General features: G+C 64.3%; 17 protein-coding genes and 1 tRNA gene. 9 read left to right on the top strand and 9 right to left on the bottom strand.

Going from position 1 to position 24,503, the window contains the following annotated elements; genetic code table 11:
• Positions 1-2: 2 nt before the first annotated feature.
• Positions 3-1,658, top strand: coding sequence for an MBOAT family protein (locus GV068_RS14660; RefSeq protein ID WP_159699073.1), 1,656 nt, complete (start codon positions 3-5; stop codon positions 1,656-1,658).
• 3 nt (positions 1,659-1,661) lie between these two features.
• Complete coding sequence (locus GV068_RS14655; RefSeq protein ID WP_159699070.1) at positions 1,662-2,948, top strand: hypothetical protein; 1,287 nt, start codon at positions 1,662-1,664, stop codon at positions 2,946-2,948.
• A 370-nt stretch (positions 2,949-3,318) separates the two neighbouring features.
• On the opposite strand, the gene GV068_RS14650 is transcribed toward GV068_RS14655, so the two are convergent.
• The 3 genes from GV068_RS14650 to GV068_RS14640 all read right to left on the bottom strand — a co-directional run bounded on the left by GV068_RS14650 (position 3,319) and on the right by GV068_RS14640 (position 9,411).
• Positions 3,319-5,541, bottom strand: a complete 2,223-nt coding sequence (locus GV068_RS14650) for a hypothetical protein (RefSeq protein WP_229464218.1) — start codon at positions 5,539-5,541, stop codon at positions 3,319-3,321.
• 499 nt (positions 5,542-6,040) lie between these two features.
• Positions 6,041-8,242, bottom strand: a complete 2,202-nt coding sequence (locus GV068_RS14645) for a hypothetical protein (RefSeq protein WP_229464216.1) — start codon at positions 8,240-8,242, stop codon at positions 6,041-6,043.
• Positions 8,243-8,520: 278 nt separating this feature from the next.
• Positions 8,521-9,411, bottom strand: coding sequence for a cytochrome c5 family protein (locus GV068_RS14640; RefSeq protein ID WP_159699067.1), 891 nt, complete (start codon positions 9,409-9,411; stop codon positions 8,521-8,523).
• 195 nt (positions 9,412-9,606) lie between these two features.
• On the opposite strand from GV068_RS14640, the gene GV068_RS14635 reads away from it, so the two are divergent.
• Positions 9,607-9,682: transfer RNA gene (locus GV068_RS14635), tRNA-Arg, on the top strand.
• 334 nt (positions 9,683-10,016) lie between these two features.
• Here the strand turns inward: GV068_RS14635 and GV068_RS14630 are convergent.
• A complete protein-coding gene (locus tag GV068_RS14630) occupies positions 10,017-10,967 on the bottom strand; it encodes a hypothetical protein (RefSeq protein WP_159699064.1) in 951 nt (316 codons plus the stop codon).
• A gap of 408 nt (positions 10,968-11,375) precedes the next feature.
• Here GV068_RS14630 and GV068_RS14625 point away from each other — a divergent pair, with 408 nt between their 5' ends.
• The 6 genes from GV068_RS14625 (at position 11,376) to GV068_RS14600 (ending at position 20,204) form a co-directional block, all read left to right on the top strand.
• Positions 11,376-12,665 (top strand): nucleotide sugar dehydrogenase, encoded by a 1,290-nt coding sequence (locus tag GV068_RS14625; protein WP_159699061.1) that lies wholly within the window; start codon positions 11,376-11,378, stop codon positions 12,663-12,665.
• Between the two features lie 80 nt (positions 12,666-12,745).
• Positions 12,746-13,774 carry an SDR family oxidoreductase gene (locus GV068_RS14620; protein WP_159699058.1) on the top strand — a complete coding sequence of 343 codons (1,029 nt, stop codon included), beginning with the start codon at positions 12,746-12,748 and terminating at the stop codon, positions 13,772-13,774.
• A 58-nt stretch (positions 13,775-13,832) separates the two neighbouring features.
• Entirely contained in the window at positions 13,833-15,236 is a 1,404-nt protein-coding gene (locus tag GV068_RS14615; RefSeq protein ID WP_201303293.1) for a TIGR03013 family XrtA/PEP-CTERM system glycosyltransferase, read from the top strand.
• A gap of 76 nt (positions 15,237-15,312) precedes the next feature.
• Positions 15,313-17,412: an XrtA/PEP-CTERM system histidine kinase PrsK gene (gene prsK / locus GV068_RS14610; RefSeq protein WP_159699055.1), complete on the top strand. Its 2,100-nt coding sequence runs from the start codon at positions 15,313-15,315 to the stop codon at positions 17,410-17,412.
• A 12-nt stretch (positions 17,413-17,424) separates the two neighbouring features.
• Entirely contained in the window at positions 17,425-18,786 is a 1,362-nt protein-coding gene (gene prsR / locus GV068_RS14605; protein WP_159699052.1) for a PEP-CTERM-box response regulator transcription factor, read from the top strand.
• Complete coding sequence (locus tag GV068_RS14600) at positions 18,783-20,204, top strand: right-handed parallel beta-helix repeat-containing protein (RefSeq protein ID WP_159699049.1); 1,422 nt, start codon at positions 18,783-18,785, stop codon at positions 20,202-20,204. Before prsR ends, GV068_RS14600 begins: the two co-directional genes overlap by 4 nt.
• Before the next feature lie 4 nt (positions 20,205-20,208).
• Here GV068_RS14600 and GV068_RS14595 read toward each other — a convergent pair whose 3' ends face one another.
• The 5 genes from GV068_RS14595 to GV068_RS14575 are packed head-to-tail and all read right to left on the bottom strand — an operon-like array spanning position 20,209 to position 24,419.
• On the bottom strand, positions 20,209-21,054 hold the full coding sequence (locus GV068_RS14595) for a hydrolase 1, exosortase A system-associated (RefSeq protein WP_159699046.1): 846 nt from the start codon (positions 21,052-21,054) through the stop codon (positions 20,209-20,211).
• Positions 21,051-21,911: a hydrolase 2, exosortase A system-associated gene (locus GV068_RS14590; RefSeq protein WP_159699043.1), complete on the bottom strand. Its 861-nt coding sequence runs from the start codon at positions 21,909-21,911 to the stop codon at positions 21,051-21,053. The genes GV068_RS14595 and GV068_RS14590 overlap by 4 nt, the downstream gene beginning before the upstream one ends.
• A complete protein-coding gene (locus GV068_RS14585) occupies positions 21,911-22,156 on the bottom strand; it encodes an acyl carrier protein (protein WP_159699040.1) in 246 nt (81 codons plus the stop codon). The genes GV068_RS14590 and GV068_RS14585 overlap by 1 nt, the downstream gene beginning before the upstream one ends.
• Before the next feature lie 17 nt (positions 22,157-22,173).
• Positions 22,174-23,232 carry a GNAT family N-acetyltransferase gene (locus tag GV068_RS14580; RefSeq protein ID WP_159699037.1) on the bottom strand — a complete coding sequence of 353 codons (1,059 nt, stop codon included), beginning with the start codon at positions 23,230-23,232 and terminating at the stop codon, positions 22,174-22,176.
• Positions 23,229-24,419 (bottom strand): DegT/DnrJ/EryC1/StrS family aminotransferase, encoded by a 1,191-nt coding sequence (locus tag GV068_RS14575; RefSeq protein WP_159699034.1) that lies wholly within the window; start codon positions 24,417-24,419, stop codon positions 23,229-23,231. Before GV068_RS14575 ends, GV068_RS14580 begins: the two co-directional genes overlap by 4 nt.
• Between the last annotated feature and the right edge of the window lie 84 nt (positions 24,420-24,503).

The raw sequence follows: 24,503 nt of genomic DNA, 5'->3' as shown, positions 1-24,503 counted from the left end.
CGATGCTGTTCAATTCCTACTCTTTCATTTTCGTCTTCCTGCCGTTGACCGTGCTCGGCTACATGGCGATCAATCGTTTCGAATCGCGTGCGGCCAGCCTCGGTTGGCTTGTGGCATGCTCGCTACTGTTCTACGGGGTGTGGAACCCGGTCAACCTAGCGATCATCCTGCCTTCCGTCGCCGTCAACTATGTGCTCGCGCTGGGTATTCGGGCTCAACTCGCATACAGCACGCCGCGCGTGCGCGTTGCAAACCTGCTGGTGGCGATAGGCGTCGTCGCCAACCTGTGTTTCCTCGGCTACTTCAAGTACAAGAACTTCTTCCTTGGGTCGATCAATGACTTGGCTGGAACTCAGTACGCCCTGACCTCGGTAATCCTGCCCTTGGGGATTTCCTTCATCACCTTTCAGAAGATCGCCTTCCTTGCCGACGTGCGTTCGGGTGCGATCCGCGACTTCGATCTGTTCGACTTCCTGATCTTCGTATTCTTCTTCCCCCAGCTGATCGCTGGACCGATCGTGCATTACCGCGAAATGATGCCGCAGTTCGCCAAGATCGAAAGCCGGCTGAACCCGGAGAATGTCGCTGTCGGCCTGTCAATCTTCGCAATCGGCCTGTTCAAGAAGGTAGTGCTGGCAGACGGCATCGCTCCCTACGTGCCAGCCACCTTTACCGCGGCCATCAACGGCGAGCCGATTTCCTTCTTCCAGGCCTGGATTGGGGCACTCGCCTACACCTTCCAGATCTACTTTGACTTTTCCGGCTATTCGGACATGGCGATCGGCCTGGCGCGTATCTTCGGAATCAAGCTTCCGATGAATTTCAATTCGCCGCTCAAGGCATCGAGCATTATCGAGTTCTGGTCGCGCTGGCACATCACCCTGACCCGATTCCTGACGGCTTATGTATACACGCCGATCGTGATGTCGCTGACCCGCAAGCGCATGGCAAAGGGGCTTCCCGTGATCGGCCGCAAGCGCCCGACCGTCGGCGCCTTCATTACGCTGCTGGCCTGGCCGACCATCTTCACGATGTTCCTGTCCGGCTTCTGGCACGGTGCCGGCTATACCTTCTTGGCATGGGGCATCCTGCACGGTGTGTACCTGACCATCAACCACGCTTGGCGTCAATGGCGTCCCAAGTGGGACAAGGCAGCCTACGAGCGCATCATGAGGCCGGTGGGCTTTGTCATCACCTTCGTTGCGGTCGTTGTGGGACTGGTATTGTTCAGGGCCACCACAATTGAATCGGCATGGCGCGTCCTGCGCGGCATGGCCGGTCTCGACGGGATCTCGGTGCCGCTGGCCATCCTGAACCGTGCAGGCCCGATCGCGCAGTGGGTGCAGAACCTCGGTATCGGCGGCGACATGACATCGGGCGCAACCTTTACCGCTGCGGTCATCTGGATAGTTGTACTGTTCCTGATCGCCACTGTCATGCCGAACTCCCTCGAGATTATGCAGCGCTACCAACCAGCCTTGTACTTCGAACCAAAGGCCAAGCAGCCGGTTGCAGCCGCATCTGCGGCCAGCGTATCGGTCCGGAGACCGATGGTGCTGACGTGGAATACGCGCTGGGCTTTCATCATCGCGGCATTGTTCATCTTTGGTACGCTCGGGCTGAGCCGTCCGAGCGAATTCCTCTACTGGCAGTTCTAAGTCATGACCCCATCGCGTTATTGCCTCGTTTTCGGCGTCGCTGCGGCTGGTATCGCTGCCGCGATTGCCGCCTTTAACTATATTACCGACCCATATCTGGTGTTCGATGCGCCCAGGACCACAGGCTTCAATTCGCTCAAACCTGCAGTCGAAACGCGCGAACGTATGATGAAGGCCTATCAGGCGGAACGCATCAGCGCGCGCACCATCGTGCTCGGCAGCTCGCGTACTGACCTCGGCATTGATCCGGCCGCCCCTGGCTGGCCAGCAACCGCCAAGCCGGTCTATAACCTGAGCCTGGTTGGTACGACGGCAGGGGATAGTCTCAATTATCTGCGCCACCATGTCGCTTCGCGATCTGGTGCGGCCCCACAGATGGTCGTGATTGGCCTCGACTTCGAGAGTTTTCTGTATCGCCCTGACCAGTCCGACGCACCGACCGGAGAAGTGGACGAGGTACTGCAACGTCTGGTCGTAGGACCGGATGGCCAGCCGAATGAAGCGCGCCGTCTGCGCGTACTGACCGACCAGGCGCTGGCATTGCTGTCGCTCGATGCAAGCTTCGATAGTATCCGAACCATTGCAGGTAACCGCTCCGGCCGCGTGGTCAACCTCAAGCCGGACGGTGGCATGTCGGATACAGCCTTGCGCGCGACTGCTGCGGCCGACGGCTTCGCGCTGCTGTTCGATCAGAAGAACGTGGACACCGTGAAGAATTATGGACGCCCGCGCCGCCTTCTTTCCGATACGCCAGTCGGACCGATTCGCCGGATGCAGGCCGTGACCGAGCTGCTTGCCTTCGCTAAGGCGCACCGGATAAATGTTGTGTTGGCGATTCAACCAGCGCATGTGTCACGTCTTGAACTGCTCGATAGAATGGGCTATTGGAGTGATTACGAGCGGTGGAAACGTGAATTAACCACATTGGTGGCAGGCGCCAGTAAGGACCAGGACATTGCCTTATGGGACTTCGGCGGTTACGAAGACCCGGCACAGGAACCGGTCCCGGCGAAAGGTACAAGCGCTGGTATGAAATGGTTTTGGGATCCAGTGCACTACTCGACTGCCTTGGGCGCAAGGATGGTTGCACGCATGTTTGATCGCGAATCGAATGACCAGTACGGCGTGCAGCTAACGCCATTGAACATCGATGAGCAACTTGCGCGTGTCAGGCGCGACCGCAATGTGTTCCGCGCTGCCCAACCAGCGGAAACGGCACGTCTCGTGAAGCTTGCCTGCGGCAACGAACCTTGTCCGGACCCTGTTAAGCCTTTGACAGTATCGCGCTGAACGCTTCTGCAATCGCCGGCATCGCGCCGGCATTTTTCATCTCACCCAAGCGTTCGCATGGCTGTATATTTTGCAAGAATCACGCGCGCAAAACGCATGAAAGCTTTGGCTGGTATAGGACCGGATTGAAGCTGCGTTTGCTTGCAATTCCTGCATTTGTCTTTTAGCCGTGACAGTCCTGTTCGGTTACTCGAAACCAATCCTGCAGAGATCTAAGCCGCTGCTTGGAGATCGCGCAATGGCCACCATCCAGAAAAACACCCTACGAGCTTGGTAACTGGGCAGCGCCACGCACGGTGAAATGAAAAAAAGCCCGGTGGAATACACCGGGCTTTCTAATGACAGGTAGCCTGGGCTGCCTGGAAACGGATTATCGAGGAACGATGTCGAACTGCGGACCGAAACGGTAATCTGGTTTCACGCTACGCGACATGAAGACCTGCCACGCCTTGGCACCGTCGGCGCCGCCGACGTCAGCCGCGTAGGCCAGAGCTGGTTGCATGTTCGACGGGTAGCCGGCATAAGCGCCCGAGTAGCCGGTCATTTCACCAACCTTGAGGTTCAAGGCCGTGGCCATCGCCGCGCTGCCGCACTGCAGACTAGAGAAGGTCGAACCCAATTCCAAGTCATCGCTTGCCTTGAAGGCCTGGCCAATCGTGGTATAGAACGGGCTGGTTTCGCTGTCGCGTACGATCATCGAATACATCGCGCCGCGAATGTAGCAGGTACCAGCACCCACCATACGCTGGATCGGGAAATTGGCCTTCCACTTCAACAGCGAGGTCGCTTTCGTAAAGCCGAGATCATGCACATGACCGACTGCAGCGGTGAAGAAGTCGTCCATCCACGGAGCCATGCCGCGGTTGTTCGAGTACCCGAGAGCGTAACCGTTGACGATGATGCCCAGCTTGTTTGCGTTCGGGTTGTTTGGATACTCGTTGTTGTACCAGTCCAGGTTGCTGTCCAGGATACGGTTGAAGTGTTCCTTCAGTCGATCGTTGTCGGGAGTGATGTAAGCGACTTCAGCCAAAGTGCGCAGCGCCCAGGCCTGGCCCCGCACCTGTTCCGGCTTCAGCAGGCCCTTGATGTTGTCACGATAGCCCGGGTTCGAGTTGAACACGTTATAGGTGCCCCAGAACTGCAGCTCTTCCAGGAAGAAGTGGTCACCCGTCAGCATATATGGCAGGTAGGCGAATGCCGGCTGGTGCGAGACGTCAGGGGTGTATGGCGTCTTGCACGCAGCGGCGCTGGCACAGGCCGGGAAGGTCTCGACCTTCTTGGTAACAGGGTTCGTCGCGTCGCCCGGGGTACCTACCAGAGTCATGTACGGGTAGTCGATCAGGCTGACCGGCTGGTCGGTATTCTTGTCGCGGTAGTGGGCCGGATAGCTGCCCGCCAGTTCCGCAGTGCCGAGGGTGACATCGCGGGCGCGGCGGTCCATGCTCAGCAGGTAGACAACGGCCCATTGCGGCAGCATGCCGATGTCGTCGCGACCGCCGGTGGTCGGCATGTAAGGCACGGCCAGGCCGGTGGCCATCGGTTCCGAGTTCGCGGTGAAACGCGTTTTCAGGTCGACCAGCACGCTTTCCGGGATGCTCAGGGTCTGGTTGTAGTTCGGCAGGGCGCGGCTGGCGATTAGGTAGGCCGTGTCGTGTTTGACGTTGACTTCCGGCGCGCTACCGTTCCACCAGAAAGTCTTGCGCCAGCGCGCATGGTGGTAATGCTCGAGGGACGGCTTAGCATAGACCGCTTTGCCCCCAACCAAAATTTCAGCGTTGTAGGTAAAGTTTTGTGGCGCTGCTTCGTATGCCCAGTTGTTTTCAACCACGACATCAACGCGAGCCTTCTTGACGGCTTCGTACCAGCGCACCGAGAAGCGCGCAGTCAGGTGCGGGTGGGCGGCGCCGGCGCTGTTCTTCAGCGGCGCCGACACTTCCCATTCGTTGGCGGTCGAACCGCTCAGCCAGGCCTTGGCCACGTTCTTGCGGATCAGCTCATCGGCCGAAGCGGTATAGCGCACGCCGCCCACGGTGGCGTTGAACGAGGTGGTGAAGCCGGCGCCCAGCAGGGAGGTGGTGCTGCCGGCGCTGCCGGCTGCCGCCGTGCCGCGGTCCAGGTTCATGCTGACGACCTGGCCGGCGCCCAGCGAGGGCAGGATGGCCGAGATCACGGCGTGGCGCACCGAGCCGTCCGGGTGACGTGCCTTGACGTCGAGCTGCAGCGGCACTGCAGTGCCGTTGGCGAGGTGGCCGACCAGCGCAGCGCCGGCGGCGAGGTGGCCCGGCGCGAAGATCTGGCCGAAGGTCACGGGAACATTGCTTTGCGCTGAAGCCGAGCTGCTTTCAAAACGCACGCTGGTCACGGTGGCGGCGCTGGTACCGCCGGTGGACGGCGTGTTGGTGGGCGGGGTGGGCGTAGTGGTAGCAGTGCCGCGGCTTTGCGGGACATAGGTGCTGCCGGAGAGAGTAGCGTTGCCCTGGCTTGCGCTGCTGCCGGACATGGATGCCGATTGCTCGGTCAGGGTATTGCCGCCGCAACCTGCGAGGATTGCGCCGGTCAGAATCGTGGCGGTTTGAAGTTTCGAGAAGTACATGGAAGTTTGTATGAAATGCGGTGTAGTCATACGCTCTGTCAGGACCCGAGGATTCGCCAGAGCAGCGAAGGAATGTTGTAGCGGACGGGCAGGGCCGCGGCCGATGTGCATTCACTAATTTTTGTGTCTTATAGGAAATTTCCTGCGACACACTTTCCCCAGCATATACGATGCGAACAGGAAAGTACATAACCAATCGTAAGAATTTTTCCCAGAAACACGGTTTTTCACTCTGAGAGAAAGCGAAAAATTTATTTTGAACTGCGGCGATCAGCGCGCTAAAAGCGGACAATGTCGGCGATTTATCGTAGCTTCTTGCCAAGCTTGCGATTTGATGAGTAACTTTTGGTTATTTGATAACACCTCCCGCGTCGCTATGTGCGTGGGAAAAGAGTGACGGCAGGTAACTGGGCAGCACAACGCGCGGCTGAAATGAAAAAAGCCCGGTGGAATCACCGGGCTTTCGAATGGCAGGCAGCCTGGGCTGCCTGGAAACGGATTATCGAGGAACGATGTCGAACTGCGGGCCGAAGCGGTAATCTGGTTTCACGCTACGCGACATGAAGACCTGCCACGCCTTGGCACCGTCGGCGCCGCCGACGTCAGCCGCGTAGGCCAGAGCTGGTTGCATGTTCGACGGGTAGCCGGCATAAGCGCCCGAGTAGCCGGTCATTTCACCAACCTTGAGGTTCAAGGCCGTGGCCATCGCCGCGCTGCCGCACTGCAGACTAGAGAAGGTCGAACCCAATTCCAAGTCATCGCTTGCCTTGAAGGCCTGGCCAATCGTGGTATAGAACGGGCTGGTTTCGCTGTCGCGTACGATCATCGAATACATCGCGCCGCGAATGTAGCAGGTACCAGCACCCACCATACGCTGGATCGGGAAATTGGCCTTCCACTTCAACAGCGAGGTCGCTTTCGTAAAGCCGAGATCATGCACATGACCGACTGCAGCGGTGAAGAAGTCGTCCATCCACGGAGCCATGCCGCGGTTGTTCGAGTACCCGAGAGCGTAACCGTTGACGATGATGCCCAGCTTGTTTGCGTTCGGGTTGTTTGGATACTCGTTGTTGTACCAGTCCAGGTTGCTGTCCAGGATACGGTTGAAGTGTTCCTTCAGTCGATCGTTGTCGGGAGTGATGTAAGCGACTTCAGCCAAAGTGCGCAGCGCCCAGGCCTGGCCCCGCACCTGTTCCGGCTTCAGCAGGCCCTTGATGTTGTCACGATAGCCCGGGTTCGAGTTGAACACGTTATAGGTGCCCCAGAACTGCAGCTCTTCCAGGAAGAAGTGGTCACCCGTCAGCATATATGGCAGGTAGGCGAATGCCGGCTGGTGCGAGATGTCGTCGACATACGGCGACTTGCAGGCGGTCGTGGTCGCGCACTTGGGGAAGGTCTCGACCTTCTTGGTAACAGGGTTCGTCGCGTCGCCCGGGGTACCTACCAAGGTCATGTACGGGTAGTCGATCAGGCTGACCGGCTGGTCGGTATTTTTATCGCGGTAGTGGGCGGAATAGCTACCTGCCAGTTCGGCAGTGCCGAGAGTGGCATCGCGGGCGCGGCGGTCCATGCTCAGCAGGTAGACAACGGCCCATTGCGGCAGCATGCCGATGTCGTCGCGACCGCCGGTGGTTGGCATGTATGGCACGGCCAGGCCGGTGGCCATCGGTTCCGAGTTCGCGGTGAAACGTGTTTTCAGGTCGACCAGCACGCTTTCCGGGATGCTCAGGGTCTGGTTGTAGTTCGGCAGGGCACGGCTGGCGATCAGGTAGCCGGTGTTGTGCTTGATCATGACTTCCGGCGCCGTGCCGTTCCACCAGAACAGCTTGCGCCAGCGCGCGTGGTGGTAGTGCTCGAAGGCCGGCTTGGCATACGCGGGCTTGCCGCCAACCAGGATCTCGGCGTCGTAGGTGAAGTTCTGCGGCGCGGCTTCATAAGCCCAGTTGTTTTCGATGACGACGTCTACGCGGGCCTTCTTGACGGCTTCGTACCAGCGCACCGAGAAGCGAGCGGTCAGGTGCGGGTGGGCGACGCCGGCGCTGTTCTTCAGCGGCGCCGACACCTGCCATTCATTGACGGTGCTGCCGTTCAGCCAGGATTTCGGTGCAGCTGCCTTCATCAGTTCGTCCGCCGAGGCGGTATAGCGCACGCCGTTGACGGTGGCATTGAACGAGGTCGTGAAGCCGGCGCCCAGCAGCGAAGCGACGTTGCCCGCGGGGTTGGTGGCCGCCACGCTGCGGTCCAGGGTCATGGTGCGGACTTCGCCGGCGCCCAGCACTGGCAGCACGCCCGAGATGACGGCGTGGCGCACCGAACCGTCCGGATGAAGTGCCTTGACGTTCACTTGCAGCGGGACGATGGCGCCGCTGTCGAGGCGGCCGACCAGCGAGGCGGTGGCCGCCAGGTGGCCCGGCGCGAACACGTGGGCGAAGGTCACTGGCACATTGGTCTGTTCGGCACTCGAGGTGCTCTCGAAGCGAATGCTGGTGACAGTGCCGGCGGTGGTGCTGCTGTTGGTCGTGCTTGCGGTTCCGCGGCTTTGCGGAATATAGGTCGCGGTGGCAGCGCTGCTGCTGGTGCTCATGGCGCGTGCGCCGTCCATGCTGACCGGCGAGTTTGCGACGGTCGAACCGCCACCGCAGGCAGCGAGGACGGCGCCAGCCAGGGCAGTGAAGACGCTGCGGAGCTTCAGGGATTGCATAGAAAGTGTCATTTGGGTTCTCTTCAGGAATGCGGACGCATCGAAGTACGCCCTGTCAGACCAAAAGGTTACGCCATGGAAAAATAAATTCCTAGAGGAATCACAAATTCCGTTCAGAATTATTCCCAAATGCAACACAACATTATTCGTCTTCTAACGAACATTATTTGGCAGCAATCGTTTTCTGCCTGATTTTCCGTGCAGTTTTGCTAAGCGGTGATGCTTCCCGGCAAATATTGCCGGGAGCAGAGAGGGAGGGAAATGCGGGGAGAAGCGAGTTACTTGGAGGAAGCGACCATGAAGTCGACGGCGGCTTTCACGTCGGCGTCCGGTGCAGTCGAGCCGCCCTTCGGCGGCATGACGCCGGCCTTGCCCTGGAAGCCCTTGAGAGCGTGTTCATACAGCACCGGGGCGCCTTGCGCCAGGCGTGGCGCCCAGCTGGCCTTGTCGCCGACCTTCGGCGCACCGGCGATGCCGGCACCGTGGCAGGCCACGCAGGCGCTGTTGTACAGGGTCTTGCCGGCATCGGCAGACGCTACTGCCGGGGCTGCTGCGGGTGCGGCTGCTGCCGCAGGGGCCGCGGCAGGTGCTGCAGCCGGCGCGGCTGCCGGGGCGGCAGCGGCATCGACAGCCGCCGCTGCCGGGGCCGCTGCCGCAGGAGCAGGAGCTGCCGGTTCCTTGAACGAGGCGCCACTCTTGTTGGTCATGTAGACGACGGCGCGCGCCACTTCGACGTTGTCGAGGTCGGGATTACCGCCCTTGGCCGGCATGGCGCGGATGCCTTCGATGGCGTGCTTGAGGAGGGTGTCGTAGCCTTGGGCGATGCGTTGCGACCAGGAGGCGTTGTCGCCCAGTTTCGGGGCACCGGCGGCGCCGCTGTCGTGGCAGGCCGCGCAGACGGCGGCGTAGACGGCATTGCCGGCTTGCAGCACGCGCGGTGCGCTGGCGTCGACCAGGGTGAAGCCTTCTTCGGCCACCGGGCGCACGCGCGCGGCCACGGCTTCGGCGCTCTGGCTGTTGGTGCCGGCGCCGGTGAGACGATCATTGGTGGCGAAAATCACGAGCAGGATAATGCCGATGACGATGACCAGGAAAAACCCCGCAACCGCTACGATGAGCTGTTTTGGCGTACTGATCAGGGATTGGTGTTCGTTGTGTGCGTCGCTCATGATTTCCTTAATTCTATTAAAAAAACCTGCCACCCCGGCGCTTGCATCAGATGCTTTTTTGCAAATGCCAATAATCGAGCGATTATAGTCATAAAGCTGCTGTAATGTAACGAAATTCCTGAGCGCAGCACGGCCTGCCCATGGACGTAGGGGGAGAAAGACTGTATCCTTCGCATCACTTTCTGCCACACCAACGCGGCTGTAGCTCAGTGGATAGAGTATTGGCCTCCGAAGCCAAGGGTCGTGGGTTCGATCCCCGCCAGCCGCGCCATGATCATCTCTTCGTCACATCTCCCATGACGAGCGTCGCAATCAGCTGATCAGTTGTACTCTGTGTCACGTTGCCAACTATCCACACAGGCCGCGTCGACCATAATGTCGTCCCCGATAGTTCTCACGCCGCAGGAAATAGAAGCGGTCTCGAAGCCAGCACAAGCCAGTACGGCCGACCTTAGCCGGAATTTTTCGTTCGCCAAGGTTCTCGCCATCCTCACTGTCACGACCGGCCACTGGTTCACCGGAACTATCCTGTGGATTCCTGGGCAGGCCCCGGATCGCCTGTCGGCGCTGGTGTTCCGGGAGCGTCCCATCCGCCGCCGGGCGCGCTAGGCAACCCGCGCTTCGCGGGCGCCGAACAGCAGCTCGGGGGCGCGCTCGGCCGCCGACCAGTCCTGCGGCGCGCGCATCCGGCGCGCAGCGCGCAGGCGCAATGGATTCTTGATATAGAGGCGTCGCGCCTCGTCGGGGTGAGCATCGATCCAGCCCAGCACCAGTTCGCGGATCGTTTTCGGAAATTGATTGAGCGGCAGGCAGCGTACCGCCAGATGGTCGCGCGCGGCGCGGTTCTCGAGATCCCCCTGGGCCTGGCGCTGGCGCCGCTTGAACTGCGCCACGATGTTCTTTATCGTCAAGTCGGATTGGCCCGGCACGTCCCAGGTGGCGTCGCCGTTGACGATGACCCGGCCCGGCTGCCACTGGTAGGCGGTTGGGTCGAGAGCGAACATCAATACCGAGCCGATCAGCGAATCGGTGCGATACAGCCCCAGCGGCAGGCGGAAGCCGCTGGCGCGCAGGCCGGTCATGGCATGGGCGGGAATTGCATTCATATTCCCGTGGAAACCACCGCCGCGCAGCATGGCTTCGCGTAGCGCCGTCGCCGAGCGTCCGCTGGTCGGCACACCGGTGGCGCCGAAGGCGTCCGGGGCCTGCGCCAGGCTGGCTGCCAGCTGCGCCAGGCCATCGCTGTGCGCCCGCGCATAGCCATCGAGGAAGAAGGCAGTGCTTCCCGCCGGCCAGATCCGGTGCACGTACTCGTTCCAGGCATGCGCCTTGTCCCCCTGGGCGATCGACCACACCCGCAGCCCGCATGTGCCGCGCCAGTTGCCGGCCCAGTCCGCCGCTGCCTTCGCCAGTCCCGGATTGCCGTTCACCAGCACGTCGATGACCGCCTCCCGGCCCGCCGTGGCGGCCGCGGCTGCTTCAATGGTCGAGGTCAGGGTGTCGAGGCTCTCACGGGCGGCGATGATGGCCACGGCCCAGTTGGTATTTGCAGACATGATTTCGCTCAGCACTTGTAATTTGGGCATTTTAAGGTAATCGTAGCTGCCTGTGGTCAAGGCTTTTCTGGTGGATGAAGGGTGCGCACGATTGGATGAGCAAGATACTTGAAAACAAGAAAATGCTAAAATGCTATTCATTGCACCGGTGAAATAAGTGCAGCTGCAAGGCATTGTTAGTAGAGGCTGACGCCGAGCGAGGAAGTTGCAATGATATAAATAGTATTGCGAAGTTTTCGCAAAGAAATCTCAACGCGACCCTGTATTCAATGTCTTTTAGATATCAATTTCAGGTATTTGTTGTTGCGTTGCGCCAAATCTTGGTGCGTTGTTGAGTACCGCTGAGCTTCCGTGATATATTGGAAGTTAGCATAATAGCAAAATCTAATTCTTGAACGGAATCCGATAATGAAAGCAGATGAAGTAGTCGCCGTAGTAGGACTGGGATATGTCGGCCTGCCGTTGGCAGTCGAGTTCGGCAAAAAAGGCCGCACCATCGGCTTCGACCTCTCGACCGCCAAGATCGAGAACTACAAGCAGTTCGTGGATCCTACCGGCGAAGTCGCTTCCGATGACCTGCGCGCGGCGCGTCACCTGGAAGTGACCACCGACCCTGCGGCGCTGGCCCAGGCCGACTACATCGTCGTCGCGGTTCCGACCCCGGTGGACATCGCCCACAACCCGGATTTCACCCCCCTGATCGGCGCCAGCAAGTCGGTCGGCAAGAACATGAAGCGCGGCGCCGTGGTCGTCTACGAATCCACTGTCTATCCGGGCGCCACCGAAGAAGTCTGCATCCCGATCCTGGAAAAAGAGTCTGGCCTGAAATGGAAGCAGGACTTCCACGTCGGCTTCTCGCCGGAGCGCATCAACCCGGGCGATAAGGAACACACCCTGACCACCATCCTGAAAGTGGTGTCCGGCGACGACGAGGAATCGCTCGAGCGCATCGCCCAGCTGTATGAATCGGTGGTCACCGCCGGCGTCTACCGCGCGTCGAGCATCAAGGTGGCCGAGGCCGCCAAGGTCATCGAGAACACCCAGCGCGACCTGAACATCGCCCTGATGAACGAACTGGCGATCATCTTCGACAAGGTCGGCATCGACACCCTGGAAGTGCTGAAGGCGGCGGGCACCAAGTGGAACTTCCTGCCCTTCCGTCCGGGCCTGGTCGGCGGCCACTGCATCGGCGTCGATCCCTACTACCTGACCCACAAGGCCGAGATGGTCGGCTACCACCCGCAGGTGATCCTGGCCGGCCGCCGCATCAATGACGGCATGGCCAAGTTCGTGGCCGAGAAGACCGTCAAGTCGATGATCTCGTCGGGCTTCCACGTCAAGGGTTCCAAGGTCAACGTGATCGGCCTGACCTTCAAGGAAAACTGCCCCGATCTGCGCAACTCGAAAGTGGCCGATATCGTCCACGAACTGGAAAGCTATGGCTGCGACGTGCACGTGTTCGACCCGCAGGCAGACGCCGAGGAAGCGCAGCACGAATACGGCATCAAGCTGGAAAGCTGGGAGTCGCTGCCGCCGGCCGACGCCGTCGTGGTGGCCGTGCCGCACAAGGAAGTGCTGGCCCTGTCGCTGGCCGATTTCCAGTCCAAGCTGAACCCGAGCGGCTGCTTCATCGACGTCAAGTCGCAATTCGACCCGAAGGCCCTGCAGGAAGCCGGCTACTGCGTCTGGCGTCTCTGATCGCCGGATTGGTAACAGGACCGCCGCGCCGTGCGCGGCGGACGACGCCAACACTGGCGTGACCGTGAAAGTGTCTGAGAGTGAACAAGTTTCAAGAAATCCAGCAGCACCTGTTGCAGCATCGCTACCACTGGCTCGTGACCGGTGCGGCCGGCTTCATCGGTTCGAACCTGGTCGAGGCCCTGCTGAAGCTGGACCAGCGCGTTACCGGTCTCGATAACTTCGCCACCGGGCACCGCCATAACCTGGAGCAGGTGAAAGAATCTGTCACGGAAAACGCCTGGATGAAATTTAATTTCATCGAAGCGGACATCCGCGACGACGCCGCCTGCCAGGCCGCGTGCCAGGGCATCGACTTCGTGCTGCACCAGGCCGCGCTGGGCTCGGTATCGCGCTCAATCGACGATCCCCAGACCACCAATGCGACCAACATCGACGGCTTTTTGAACATGCTGGTGGCTGCGCGCGACGCCGGCGTCAAGCGCTTCGTCTACGCCGCCTCCAGCTCGACCTACGGCGACCATCCGGACCTGCCGAAGGTCGAGGACCGGATCGGCAACCCGCTGTCGCCGTATGCGGTGACCAAGTACGTGAACGAGCTGTACGCCAACGTGTTCGGCCGTACATACGGCACCGAATCGATCGGGTTACGCTACTTTAACGTGTTCGGCCCGCGCCAGGATCCGCACGGCGCCTACGCCGCCGTGGTGCCGCAGTGGATCGCCGCGCTGGTGCGCAACCAAGCGCTGCGCATCAACGGCGACGGCGAGACCAGCCGTGATTTCTGCTACATCGACAACGTGGTCCAAGCGAATGTGCTGGCGGCGCTGGCCGGCAAGGACGCGGTGAACCAGGTCTACAACGTGGCGCTGGGCGAACGCACCACGCTGAACCAGCTGCACGCGATGATGGTGGCGGCCCTGTCGGCGCGCTTCCCACACGTGGCCGGGCACCAGCCGCAGTACGTCGACTTCCGCCGCGGCGACGTACGCCATTCGCAGGCCGACATCTCGCGCGCCAGCGCGCTGCTCGGCTACCAGCCGACGCACCGCATCGGCGACGGCTTGAGCCAGGCGCTGGACTGGTACGTCCGCAACCTGGCGGAATAAAGTAACGATCTGATAAACATGCATACCCAGAAAAGAAACAAGAAACCCGGAGGCTACCGTGTTCAGGATCTCTAACCACTACGTGTCGAAGATCGTCTTTCTCCTGCTGTTCGTGGAGGTGCTGGTGCTGCTGGGCGCAGCCTACATCGGTGCGGCGGTACGCATGCTCGAGTTCGGCGACGTCGCGACGGCGGCCCACCTCGACCACTTCTTCACCTCGGCGGTGGCCTTCACAGTGGCGATCATTTTCAGCATGAGCGCGATGGGCATGTACCAGCTCGACTTCGACGAAGGCCTGCGCCATCCCTTCTTCATGAAGCTGATGCCGTCCTTCCTGATGGGCTTCGCAATCCTGGCGCTGGTGTTCTACATGGCGCCGGAACTGTCCTTCGGCCGCGGCACCATGGCCCTGGTCTTCATGCTGGCCGGTACCGGCATCTTCCTGGCGCGCATGGCCTTCTTCAAGTCCTCGGAAGCGCGCTTCCTGCAGTCGCGCATCATGTTCCTCGGCGGCGGTCCGCTGGCCAAGGAATGCAGCGACCTGGCCGCCCGCAATTCGAACTACCACCGCTACGAGATCGCCGGCTTCATCCCGACCCCGAGCGAAGAACTGTGCGTGCCGCCGGCCAGCGTGCTGAAGGTGCGCGACGGCGATTCCCTGGTTTCGCTGGTGCGCCAGCACAACGTGTCGGAAATCGTGGTGTCGGTCCAGAACCGCCGCGGCGGCTTCCCGATCAAGGAACTGCTCGACTGCAAACTGCAGGGCATCCGCGTCACCGACGCCGCCACTTTCTTCGAGCGCGAGACCTGCCAGATCCGCGTCGATTCGCTGCAGCCCTCGTGGCTGGTGTTCGGCGGCGGCTTCGACCAGAGTTTCGTGCGTACCTTCATGAAGCGCAGCTTCGACCTGGTGTGCAGCATGATCATCCTGGTGCTGGCCTTCCCGCTGATGCTGCTGGCGGCCATCGCCGTCAAGCTGGAAGACGGCGGTCCCGTGTTCTACTCGCAGGAACGGGTGGGCAAGGATGGCAAGACCTTCCGCGTGCACAAGTTCCGCAGCATGCGCACCGACGCCGAAAAGGCCGGCAAGCCGCAATGGGCGGCGCAGAACGACCCGCGCGTCACCCGCTTCGGTAACTTCATGCGCAAGACCCGTATCGACGAGCTGCCCCAGATCCTCAACGTGTTCAAGGGCGAGATGTCCTTCGTCGGTCCACGTCCGGAGCGTCCGTATTTCGTCGAGCAGCTGATCGAGGTGGTCCCGTATTACAACGTGCGCCACAGCGTCAAGCCGGGCATCACCGGCTGGGCCCAGGTGCGCTACGGCTACGGTTCCTCGGCCGAGGACGCGCTGCAGAAACTGCAGTACGATCTGTACTACGTGAAGAACAACAGCCTGTTCCTGGACGTGCTCATCCTGATCAACACGCTCAAGGTCGTGCTGTTCCGCAGCGGACGCTGATTCCGAACGGGGCCTGGCCCCGTTCGGCCAATCCGTCCAGGCTCCCCCTACCCGCCGCGCCGCCACCGTCGACTCCATGGAAGTTTCCCTGACCAGCATCGCGGCCTACAGCTACGCGCTGGTGGCCGCCTGTTTCCTCGTGCTGGGCGCCCCGCTGGCGGTGCGCCAGCGCCGCCGCCACGACGTCGCGCTCGGCCTGGCCTGCCTGGCCAGCGTGCTGTGGGGCGCGAGCCTGGCGTGGGAAGCGGCCGAAGGCATCACCGGCGCGCCGGTGGCCGATTGCGCCGAACTGCTGCGCAACGCCGCCTGGTCGGTGTTCCTGCTGGTCCTGCGCGGCCACTTCACCGATCCTGCCAGCCGCATGCCAATGCGCCTGCAGCCGGTGCTGGTGCTGGGCGGCCTTGGCTACCTCGCCTGCCTGGCGGCGGCCGCCGGCGGCTGGTGGAGCCTGGCGGACAGCGCCGATACCGGTGCCCTGCCGATCGCGGTGCGGGTGGCGATGGCGGTGTCGGGCATGCTGCTGGTGGAGCTGGTCTACCGCAACCGCACCCTGCACGAGCGCTGGGCCGTGAAGTTCGCCTGCCTCGGCATCGGCGCCATGTTCGCCTACGACTTCTACCTGTACAGCCACGCGCTGCTGTTCCGCAGCGTCGATAGCGACATCTGGGCCGCGCGCGGCCTGGTCAACGCGCTGACGGTGCCGCTGATCGCGGTCTCGCTGGGACGCAGCAAGCTGTGGTCCTCGCCACTGGCGGTGTCGCGCCGCGCGATGTTCCACTCGGCCACCCTGTTCGGCTCCGCGCTCTACCTGCTGGCGATGGGCTCGGCCGGCTACTACCTGCGCTACTTCGGCGGCAGCTGGGGCACGGTGATGCAGGTGACCTTCCTGTTCGCCGCCGTCATCCTGCTGGCCGGGGTGCTGTTCTCGGGCAGCTTCCGGGCGCGCCTGAAGGTCTTCATCAGCAAGCACTTCTACCGCTACAACTACGACTACCGCGAAGAGTGGATGCGCTTTACCCGCACCCTGTCCAAGCCGGGACCGGACCTGGGCGAGCGCGCCATCGAGGCGGTCGCCACCCTGGTCGAGAGCCCGGGCGGGGCGCTGTGGCAGCGCGGCGAATCGGGCCGCTTCGAGCCGGTGGCGACCTGGCAGGCGCCGCAGCTGGCGGCCTCCGAGCCGGCCGACTCGGCCTTCTGCCAGTTCCTCGAGAGCAGCCAGTGGGTGGTCGACCTGCACGAATACGCGCACAGCCCTGGCAAGTACGATGCCCTCGTCCTGCCCGCCTGGCTGGCCGAGTATCCGCGCGCCTGGCTGGTGGTGCCGCTGATCCTGCACGAGCGCCTGTTCGGCTTCGTGCTGCTGCAAAACCCGCGCAGCCCGGTCAAGCTGAACTGGGAAGTCATCGACGTGCTCGAGATCGCGGGCAGCCAGGCCGCCAGCCAGCTGGCGCAGCAGGACGCCGCCAATGCGCTGATGGTGGCGCGCCAGTTCGAATCCTTCAACCGCATGTCCACCTTCGTGGTGCACGACCTGAAGAACCTGGTGCTGCAGCTGTCCCTGATGAACGCCAACGCGGCCAAGCACAAGGACAATCCCGAATTCCAGGCCGACATGCTCGAAACCGTCGACTACTCGGTGCAGAAGATGAAGATCATGCTGCAGAAGCTCAGCCGCCTCGACAACGCCGAGCAGCCGCTGGCGCTGGCGCTGGACCAGGTGGTGGCGCAGGCGGTGGCGCTCAAGGCCGCGTTCGAGCCGCGCCCCGAGCTGGCGGTCGAGGATCCGCAGCTGCGCGTGCTGGCCGACCGCGAGCGCCTCGAGCGCGTGGTCGGGCACCTGATCCAGAACGCGATCGAGGCCACGCCGCGCACCGGCCGCGTCGCGATCCGCCTGCTGCGCCAGGGCGAGAACGCCGTGATCGAGATCCTCGATACCGGCGAAGGCATGAGCGAAGAGTTCATCCGCGAGCGCCTGTTCAAGCCCTTCGACTCGACCAAGTCGGCCGGCATGGGCATCGGCGTGTTCGAAAGCCGTGAATACATCAACGAACTGGGCGGCAGCCTGGAGGTGAGCAGCACGCCCGGCGCGGGCACCACCTTCCGGGTCCTGCTGCCGCACCATCAACAGGAAACGCCGGCGGAGCAGGGCGCACAGCGCGCCCGCCGCGCCGCCTGAACGAGGAACAACGTGAGCCAGACCAAACCGAAACTCTTGATCATCGAGGACGACCCCGGGGTGCAGAAACAGCTGCGCTGGAGCCTCGACAACTACGACGTCGTGGTGGCCGGCGACCGCGAAGCGGCGCTGGCCCAGATCCGGCGCCACGAGCCGGCCGTCTGCACCATGGACCTCGGCCTGCCGCCCGACCCGGACGGCTCGACCGAAGGGCTGGCGACCCTGCAGCAGATCCTGGCGCTGGCGCCGGACACCCGCGTCATCGTCCTGACCGGCAACCAGGACCACGCCAACGCCGTCAAGGCGATCGGCATGGGCGCCTACGACTTCCACCACAAGCCTTGCGATCCGGAGGTGCTGAACCTGGTGATCCAGCGCGCCTTCTTCCTGCACAACCTGCAGATGGAAAACCGCCGCATGCAGCAGTCGCAGGCCGATTCGCCGCTGTCGGGCGTGATCTCGCGCGACCCGGGCATGCTCAAGGTCTGCCGCAACATCGAGAAGGTGGCCCCGACCTCGGCTTCGGTGATGCTGCTGGGCGAATCGGGCACCGGCAAGGAAGTGCTGGCGCGCGCGCTGCACCAGCTGTCGCCGCGCGCCAAGGAGCGCTTCATGGCGATCAACTGCGCGGCGATTCCCGAGAACCTGCTCGAATCCGAACTGTTCGGCTACGAGAAGGGCGCCTTCACCGGCGCAGCCAAGCAGACCAAGGGCAAGGTCGAACTGGCGCACGGCGGCACCTTCTTCCTCGACGAGGTGGGCGACCTGCCGATGGCGCTGCAGGCCAAGCTGCTGCGCTTCTTGCAGGAGCGCGTGATCGAGCGCGTCGGCGGCCACGAGGAAATCCCGGTGGACGTGCGCATCGTCTGCGCGACCCACCAGAAGCTCAAGGAACTGTGCGCCCAGGGCCGCTTCCGCGAAGACTTGTATTACCGCCTGTCGGAAATCGTGGTGACCATTCCGCCGCTGCGCACGCGTGAAGGCGACGCGGCGCTACTTGCCCACCACTTCAAGAACAAGTTCTGCGCCGCCGAAGGGCGCGCTTCCCTGCATTTCGCGCCGGACGCGATCGCCGCCATCGAGGGCTACACCTGGCCGGGCAACGTGCGCGAGATGGAGAACTACATCAAGCGCGCGGTCATCATGGCCGACGGGAACACCATCGTCGCCGACGACCTCGGTCTGCCGGGCGAGGGCGCCACCGAAGAACCGATCAACCTGCGCCAGGTGCGCGACGAAGCCGAGTACAAGGCGATCGTGAAAGTGCTGGCGCGGGTCGACGGCAACATCGTCAAGGCTTCCGAGGTCCTCGGCGTGAGCCGGCCGACGCTGTATGACCTGATGGGCAGGCACGGCATCAAGAGCAGCGCATGAGCCGTAGAATCCTTTGGTTGGCCGCCGTGCCGGCCGCCTTCGGGCTGGCCGTCGCCGGCGCCGCTTTGTTCTGGCTGCAGGGCGAGGGCGTGACGCCGCGTGCGCTGGCGCCCTACCTGCAGCAGCGCGCCGCCGGACACAATCCCCTCATCACCGGCACCGGGGACTGGATGGCGGAGAGCCTGCGCAGCATCGACCGCGGCGCCGAAGACCTGTACGTGCCGGCGAACCTGGTGATCGGCGCCCAGCCTCTGCCTGCGGGCAGCGCGGCCGGCGCGCCGCGCCTCGTCACATCGACCGAGTCGGCGCGCCAGGCCTTCGCCGCCGCAAGCCCCGGCGACACCATCACCTTCGCGCCGGGCAGCTACCGGATCCGCGGTTCGCTGGACGCGCGCCGCCCCGGCCTGGCCGGCAGCCCGATCGTGGTGCGCGCGCAGCAGCCCGGCACCGTCGTGCTCGAACTCGACGCGGTCGAGGGCATCGTCGTGGCCGCCCCGTACTGGCGCTTCGAGAACCTGGACATCCGCGGCGCCTGCCAGCCGGCGGCCAGCTGCGAGCACGCCTTCCACGTGGTCGGCAAGGCGCGCGGCTTCGCTGCCGTCAACAATACGATCACGGACTTCAACGCCCATTTCAAGATCAACGGCAACCAGGACGGCTTCCCGGACGCCGGCTTGATCGAACAGAACACGCTCACCAATAGCGCGCCGCGCCGCACCTCCAATCCGGTGACGCCGGTCGACCTGGTGGCCGCCAGCGACTGGGTCATCCGCGCCAACCTGATCACCGATTTTATCAAGGCCGACGGCGACCGCATCAGCTACGGCGCGTTTGCCAAGGGCGCGGCGGCGCGCACCCGCTTCGAGCGCAACGTGGTGGTGTGCGAACAGCGCCTGCGCGGCTTCCCGGGCGAACGGGTCGGCCTGTCCTTCGGCGGCGGCGGCACCGGCAAGCCCTATTGCCGCGACAGCCGCTGCATCACCGAGCACGACGCCGGTGTCATGGAGTCGAACCTGATCGCGTCCTGCTCGGACGCGGGTGTCTACGTCAACAGCAGCGCCGGCACGCGCCTGCTGCACAACACCGTCCTCGATACCGCAGGCGTGCAGGTGCGCTTCCCGGAAAGCAGTGCGGAATTGGATGGCAATTTGATCGACGGCGCGGCCGTCACCCGCAATGGCGGACAGCTGCGCCTGGGCGACAACCGCGAGAGCGCGATCGCCGCGCTCTACCTGGGCTGGCATCCGCAGCGCAGCCTGTTCGCCGATGCGTCGCGCCTGGATTTGCGCTGGGATGGCGCCGCGCCGCGCCGCGTCGCTGGCGGCGAGGGCGTCGACCTGTGCGGCGCCAAGCGTCCGGCACAGGCGGCCTATGGCGCCTTCGAGGATTTCTCGGCCTGCCTGGCCAAGGCGCGCTGAGTCTTTACCAGCTGCCCAGCCACGCCACTGTCCACGCCACCACCTGATCGTGCCATTCGCGGCGCGAGAAGGTATGGTCGGCCTGGGGCAGGGTACGGCATTCGGCGCGCGGGCCATCCAGCAGCGCGCGCCATTGCGGCGCGCGCGCCGTGTCCGCGAATTCCTGCGCGGTCAGGTCGGCGCCGGCCAGCAGCACCAGGATGCGGCCAGTGAACCCGGCCAGGTTCGCGTGCAGGCGCTCCGGCAGGGCCGCGCCGCATGCTTCTTCCGGTTCTGGGGGCGTGGGCGTCAGCGCGCTGCGCACCACCCCGAGCATCGAGCGCAGCGAGCCTGACAGGTCGAAGCGTCCCGCGGCCACCTTGCGCCACAGCGCCGGGTCGCGCAGGCGCCCGCCGTAGTAATGCTTGAGCGTGGCGCGCGCGGCGCCCTGTTCGGTGCGCACCCAGGGATTGAGCAGCACCACGCCCGCTACCCGCGCATCCTGTGGCGCATAGAGGGCGGCGGCGGAGGCGCCGTCGCACAGGCCCCACAGCACCACCTCGCGCAAACCGGGCGCCTCCAGCATGAAGCGGTCGATCGCCGCGCGCAGGTCCTCGGCCACGTCCTCGAAGCTGCGCGCCGCACCTTCGCTGTCGCCCATGCCGCGGTAGTCGAAGCGCATCACCGGGGTGCCGGCTGCGGCCAGGCTGCGCGCCAGCAGCGTAAACTGGCGGTGGCTGCCCGCGCGGTACTGGGGACCGCCGACCACCACCACCACGCCGCGCGCGCGCGGCTGCGGCGGCAGGTGCAGGATGCCGACCAGGGTGTCGCCGCCGCAGGGGAAGGCGAGGGCGCGTTCGCCGGCACTCATTGCGTTTCTCCTTGCGCTTCTCCTTGTGCCGGCGCGAAAACCGCGAGCGTCGCCGCCAGCAGGCCTGGGGCTTCCTCGATCTCTTGCGTGTTCCAGAACTGGGGCGCGGCGACCGTCTGCGTGTGCAGGTCGACGCCGAGCGCGCGCAGGTGCCAGGCGGTGCGCGCGGTGGCCGGCGCCAGCGGGCGTTCGCTCGATGCCACGACCTCGAACCAGTCGACCTTACAGCCGGTAACCGCCATGCGCGACACGTCCAGCCCGTCCAGCGCCAGCGCCAGCTTCGGCGCCAGCTCGTAGCCGGCGATGTCGAGGGTCTGGCCGGCACGCAGATCCTCGCGCAGGGCCTCGGTGCCGCCGCGCGTGCTGGCGCCTTCCTGCAGGATGGCATTGGCCAGGCGCAGGCGCAGGAACTGGGTCAGGAAGGTGGCGCCGGAGGCGACGGGCTGCCACAGCAGCAGGCGGGCAACGGGCGCGCGCGAGGCCGCGTAGTCGAGCGCCAGGGTGGCGCCCAGGCGCAAGCCCCACAGTCCGACCGGCAGGCCGCTCTTGTCGGCGAGCCAGGCGCAGGCAACGGCCGTGTCGTCCAGCCAGCCGTCCCAGCTGGCGTCGACGAATTCGCCGCCGCTGTCGCCGCATCCCCCCACGTCGATCTGCAGCACCGCCACGCCGTTTGCTGCCAAAGCACGCGCGGTGCATGCCACGGCGCGGCGCGACTTGTTCAGCTCTTCGGCGAAGGGATGCAGGTAGACCAGGGCCGCACGCGGCGCCTCGGGCGTCGCGTGATACAGGCAGAATCGCGCGCCGCCCGGCGCGTCCAGGAACAAGGGTTCGGGCGGCGGCAGCCTGTGGGCAGCCATCAGGCGGCTTTTTGCTCGACGAAGGCGGCCAGGCTTCCCAGGGTTGAGAAGGTGCTGGCGCTGATGTCGTCGTCGTCGATGGCGATGCCGAAGTGCTCTTCGAGCGCGCCGATCAGGCTGACCACGGCCATTGAATCGAGTTCCGGCAGGCTGCCGAGCAGCGGCGAATCGGCCGTCAGGGCATTGGCGGCAGGGCCGAGGTTGAGTACCTCGCCCAGGATGGTTTTGACTTGTTCGAGATACATAAAAGGCTCCGCGGGGGTCATGGCGCCCCCGAACGGGCCGGATCGGCGGCGCGTGCCTGCGACGGGCGCGAAGCCAGCATCGCACGCAGGCGGCGCAAGCCCGGCCAACGATAATAATTGATATGGTACATAGTGCGCACCTCGTCCGTCCAGCGCAGATGCCATTCCATCACGCGTCCGTAGAACTCGATGCGCGCCAGGCGTCCTTCCTCGAACAGGCGCCGGGTCGCTTCCTCGCGCATCAGGAGCGCCGGCGAGAGGCCGTCCGCGGCCGATTCGTCGTAGCTGGTCTTGAGCACCACGATGCTGCCGGCGTCTTCGACGCACAAGTCCATCGCGACCAGGCGCTCGCCCAGGTAATAACGGCAGACGCTGGCGGCGCTGCGCGCAGCCAGGCGCTCCAGCATGGCGCGGTAGTAGCGGCCCTGGGCATTCGCGGCCTGCACCGCCGTGCCCTGGCCGGCCTTCCAGCCGCCCTGTTCGAGCCGGCCGTAGTCCTCGACCGCGCGCGCCATGTCCTGCGGGTCGCGGCCCACCTCCAGGCGCGGTACGATGCCATCGCGGGCGAGGCGGGCGCGCTGCTTCTTGAGGTTGGCGCGCAGGTTCTTGCCGCGTCCCTGCCAGTAGGTGTCGAAGTCGCCGGTCAACGTGACCCGCGCGGTGTCGATGTAGTCGAGGGTGCCGAGGGCGGCGCTGTCGTCCGGACGCGGCGCCAGCGCCGGGTCCATCTGGGTCAGGGCGAACACCAGCGGGAAGCCGGGCAGGGCGCGCAGCAGGCCGGCCAGCAGTGCTTCCAGCGGTTCCCCGCTTGCCTGCAGCCACAGTCCGAGCGGGGCCTGGGGCGGCTGGAAGGTGCTCCAGGAGGCGCGTCCCGAGGGCGCCACCAGCGCCATCGCCACCACCTGGCCGTCCTTTTCGCACCAGGCCAGCAGTTCGGCGCCACTGCCCATCTGTTCGACCAGCGGCGCCACGAATTCATACGACAGGGGCACCGGCGCGCCGCAGGCGGCGTGCAGTGCGCGCCAGGCCGGCGCATGCTCGGACAAGCGGGCGGCGGGAATGGTATGCCAGCTCATGCGCTCGCCACCTTGCGCACGGTGGCGATCAGCCAGTCCAATTCCTGCGCGTGCAGCTCCTGGTGGCAGGGCAGGGCCAGCACGCTGTACGACAGCTGCGCCGCGTTGGAGCAGGTGGCGGCATCCACGCCCTGCCACAGGGGCCGGCCGAAGCGGGTCACCGGCACCCCGGCCGCGGCCAGGCGCGCCGCCAGGGCGTCGGGTTCCGCGGCCACCAGCGGGTAGACCCAGGGGCAGACGCCGTCGGGCAGGGCGGCAAACAGGGGGCGCAGGCCGGGCAAGCCGCGCAAGGCCTCGTCCAGGCGCAGGTAGTGGGCGCGCCGCAGCGCGGCGATGCGCCCCGGGGAGGCCAGGCGCAGCACGCTGCGCGCGAACAGCGAGGAACGCTTGTCGATCCAGTGCGGATCGAAATCGAAGCTGCTGTCGGAGGAGTCGGGGGCCAGCGCCGGCGCCGCCGTGCCGGCCGGGCGGCGCGCCTTGAGCAGGCCCCAGGCCAGGTCCTTGAGCTTGAGCGGCAGCCACAGGGCGGCGCGTACGGCCGGCAGGCGGCCATAGGCGAAGCCGCGCTCCAGCGAATTGAGAAACGCCTTGGTTTCGAAGCCGGGACCGGCCGACTGCAGCGCCACGCCATCCAAGGGGGCGCGCGCCGAGACCAGCACACCACCCTCATAGACCGGGAAGAATTTCATGCTGCTGGCGATGGCGTAGTCGCCGTAGGAGCCGAGCGGGCGGCCGCGGTATTCGCCGATGAAGGCGTGGGCGCAGTCTTCCAGCAGCTTGAGTCCATGGGCGTCGCACAGGGCGCGCAGCGCGTCCAGGTCCTGGTGGAAGCCGAAGTAGTGCGTCGCCATCAAGACCCGCGCGCCCTCGAGCTTGGCCGCGATGTCGGCCAGGTCGGCCCCGCCGTCCGGTCCGACCCGGTAGAACACCGGCGTCGCGCCGCGCCACAGCACCGGCGGGACCATCGACGGGCTGTGCCAGGCCGGCACCAGCACCTTGTCGCCCGGGCCGACGCCGAGCTCGCGCAGGGCCAGCGCAATGGCCACGCGCCCGCTCGTCACCAGGCGGACCGCGCCGGCGTCCAGCACCGAGCGCACCGGCTGGGCGGCTGCGCGCCGGAACGAGGCGGCCGACAGCACCGGGGCAATCGGGACCAGGGGGCGAAGGGGGGAAGAAGCCGGCAGCATCCAGCGAGTATAAACGGACTGGCGCGAATGTCACCACGCATGGCTTCGCCGCCGGGAGCAGCAAGGCGGACCTGCAAACTGATA

It is taken from the genome of Massilia sp. 9I, assembly GCF_902506415.1.
Taxonomy (GTDB): Bacteria; Pseudomonadota; Gammaproteobacteria; order Burkholderiales; family Burkholderiaceae_D; genus Telluria.
Note: the sequence above shows the minus strand (reverse complement) of the source record. Positions and strands in the feature narration are given on the sequence as shown.

Excerpts from the sequence above, each read along its gene's own strand:
- GV068_RS14650 (WP_229464218.1), bottom strand. The coding sequence starts at position 5,541 with ATGTACTTCTCGAAACTTCAAACCGCCACGATTCTGACCGGCGCAATC.
- GV068_RS14575 (WP_159699034.1), bottom strand. The coding sequence starts at position 24,419 with ATGCTGCCGGCTTCTTCCCCCCTTCGCCCCCTGGTCCCGATTGCCCCG.
- GV068_RS14625 (WP_159699061.1), top strand. The coding sequence starts at position 11,376 with ATGAAAGCAGATGAAGTAGTCGCCGTAGTAGGACTGGGATATGTCGGC.
- GV068_RS14585 (WP_159699040.1), bottom strand. The coding sequence starts at position 22,156 with ATGTATCTCGAACAAGTCAAAACCATCCTGGGCGAGGTACTCAACCTC.
- GV068_RS14600 (WP_159699049.1), top strand. The coding sequence starts at position 18,783 with ATGAGCCGTAGAATCCTTTGGTTGGCCGCCGTGCCGGCCGCCTTCGGG.
- GV068_RS14630 (WP_159699064.1), bottom strand. The coding sequence starts at position 10,967 with ATGTCTGCAAATACCAACTGGGCCGTGGCCATCATCGCCGCCCGTGAG.
- GV068_RS14660 (WP_159699073.1), top strand. The coding sequence starts at position 3 with ATGCTGTTCAATTCCTACTCTTTCATTTTCGTCTTCCTGCCGTTGACC.
- GV068_RS14655 (WP_159699070.1), top strand. The coding sequence starts at position 1,662 with ATGACCCCATCGCGTTATTGCCTCGTTTTCGGCGTCGCTGCGGCTGGT.
- prsK (WP_159699055.1), top strand. The coding sequence starts at position 15,313 with ATGGAAGTTTCCCTGACCAGCATCGCGGCCTACAGCTACGCGCTGGTG.
- GV068_RS14640 (WP_159699067.1), bottom strand. The coding sequence starts at position 9,411 with ATGAGCGACGCACACAACGAACACCAATCCCTGATCAGTACGCCAAAA.
- GV068_RS14590 (WP_159699043.1), bottom strand. The coding sequence starts at position 21,911 with ATGGCTGCCCACAGGCTGCCGCCGCCCGAACCCTTGTTCCTGGACGCG.
- GV068_RS14595 (WP_159699046.1), bottom strand. The coding sequence starts at position 21,054 with ATGAGTGCCGGCGAACGCGCCCTCGCCTTCCCCTGCGGCGGCGACACC.
- GV068_RS14645 (WP_229464216.1), bottom strand. The coding sequence starts at position 8,242 with ATGCAATCCCTGAAGCTCCGCAGCGTCTTCACTGCCCTGGCTGGCGCC.
- GV068_RS14580 (WP_159699037.1), bottom strand. The coding sequence starts at position 23,232 with ATGAGCTGGCATACCATTCCCGCCGCCCGCTTGTCCGAGCATGCGCCG.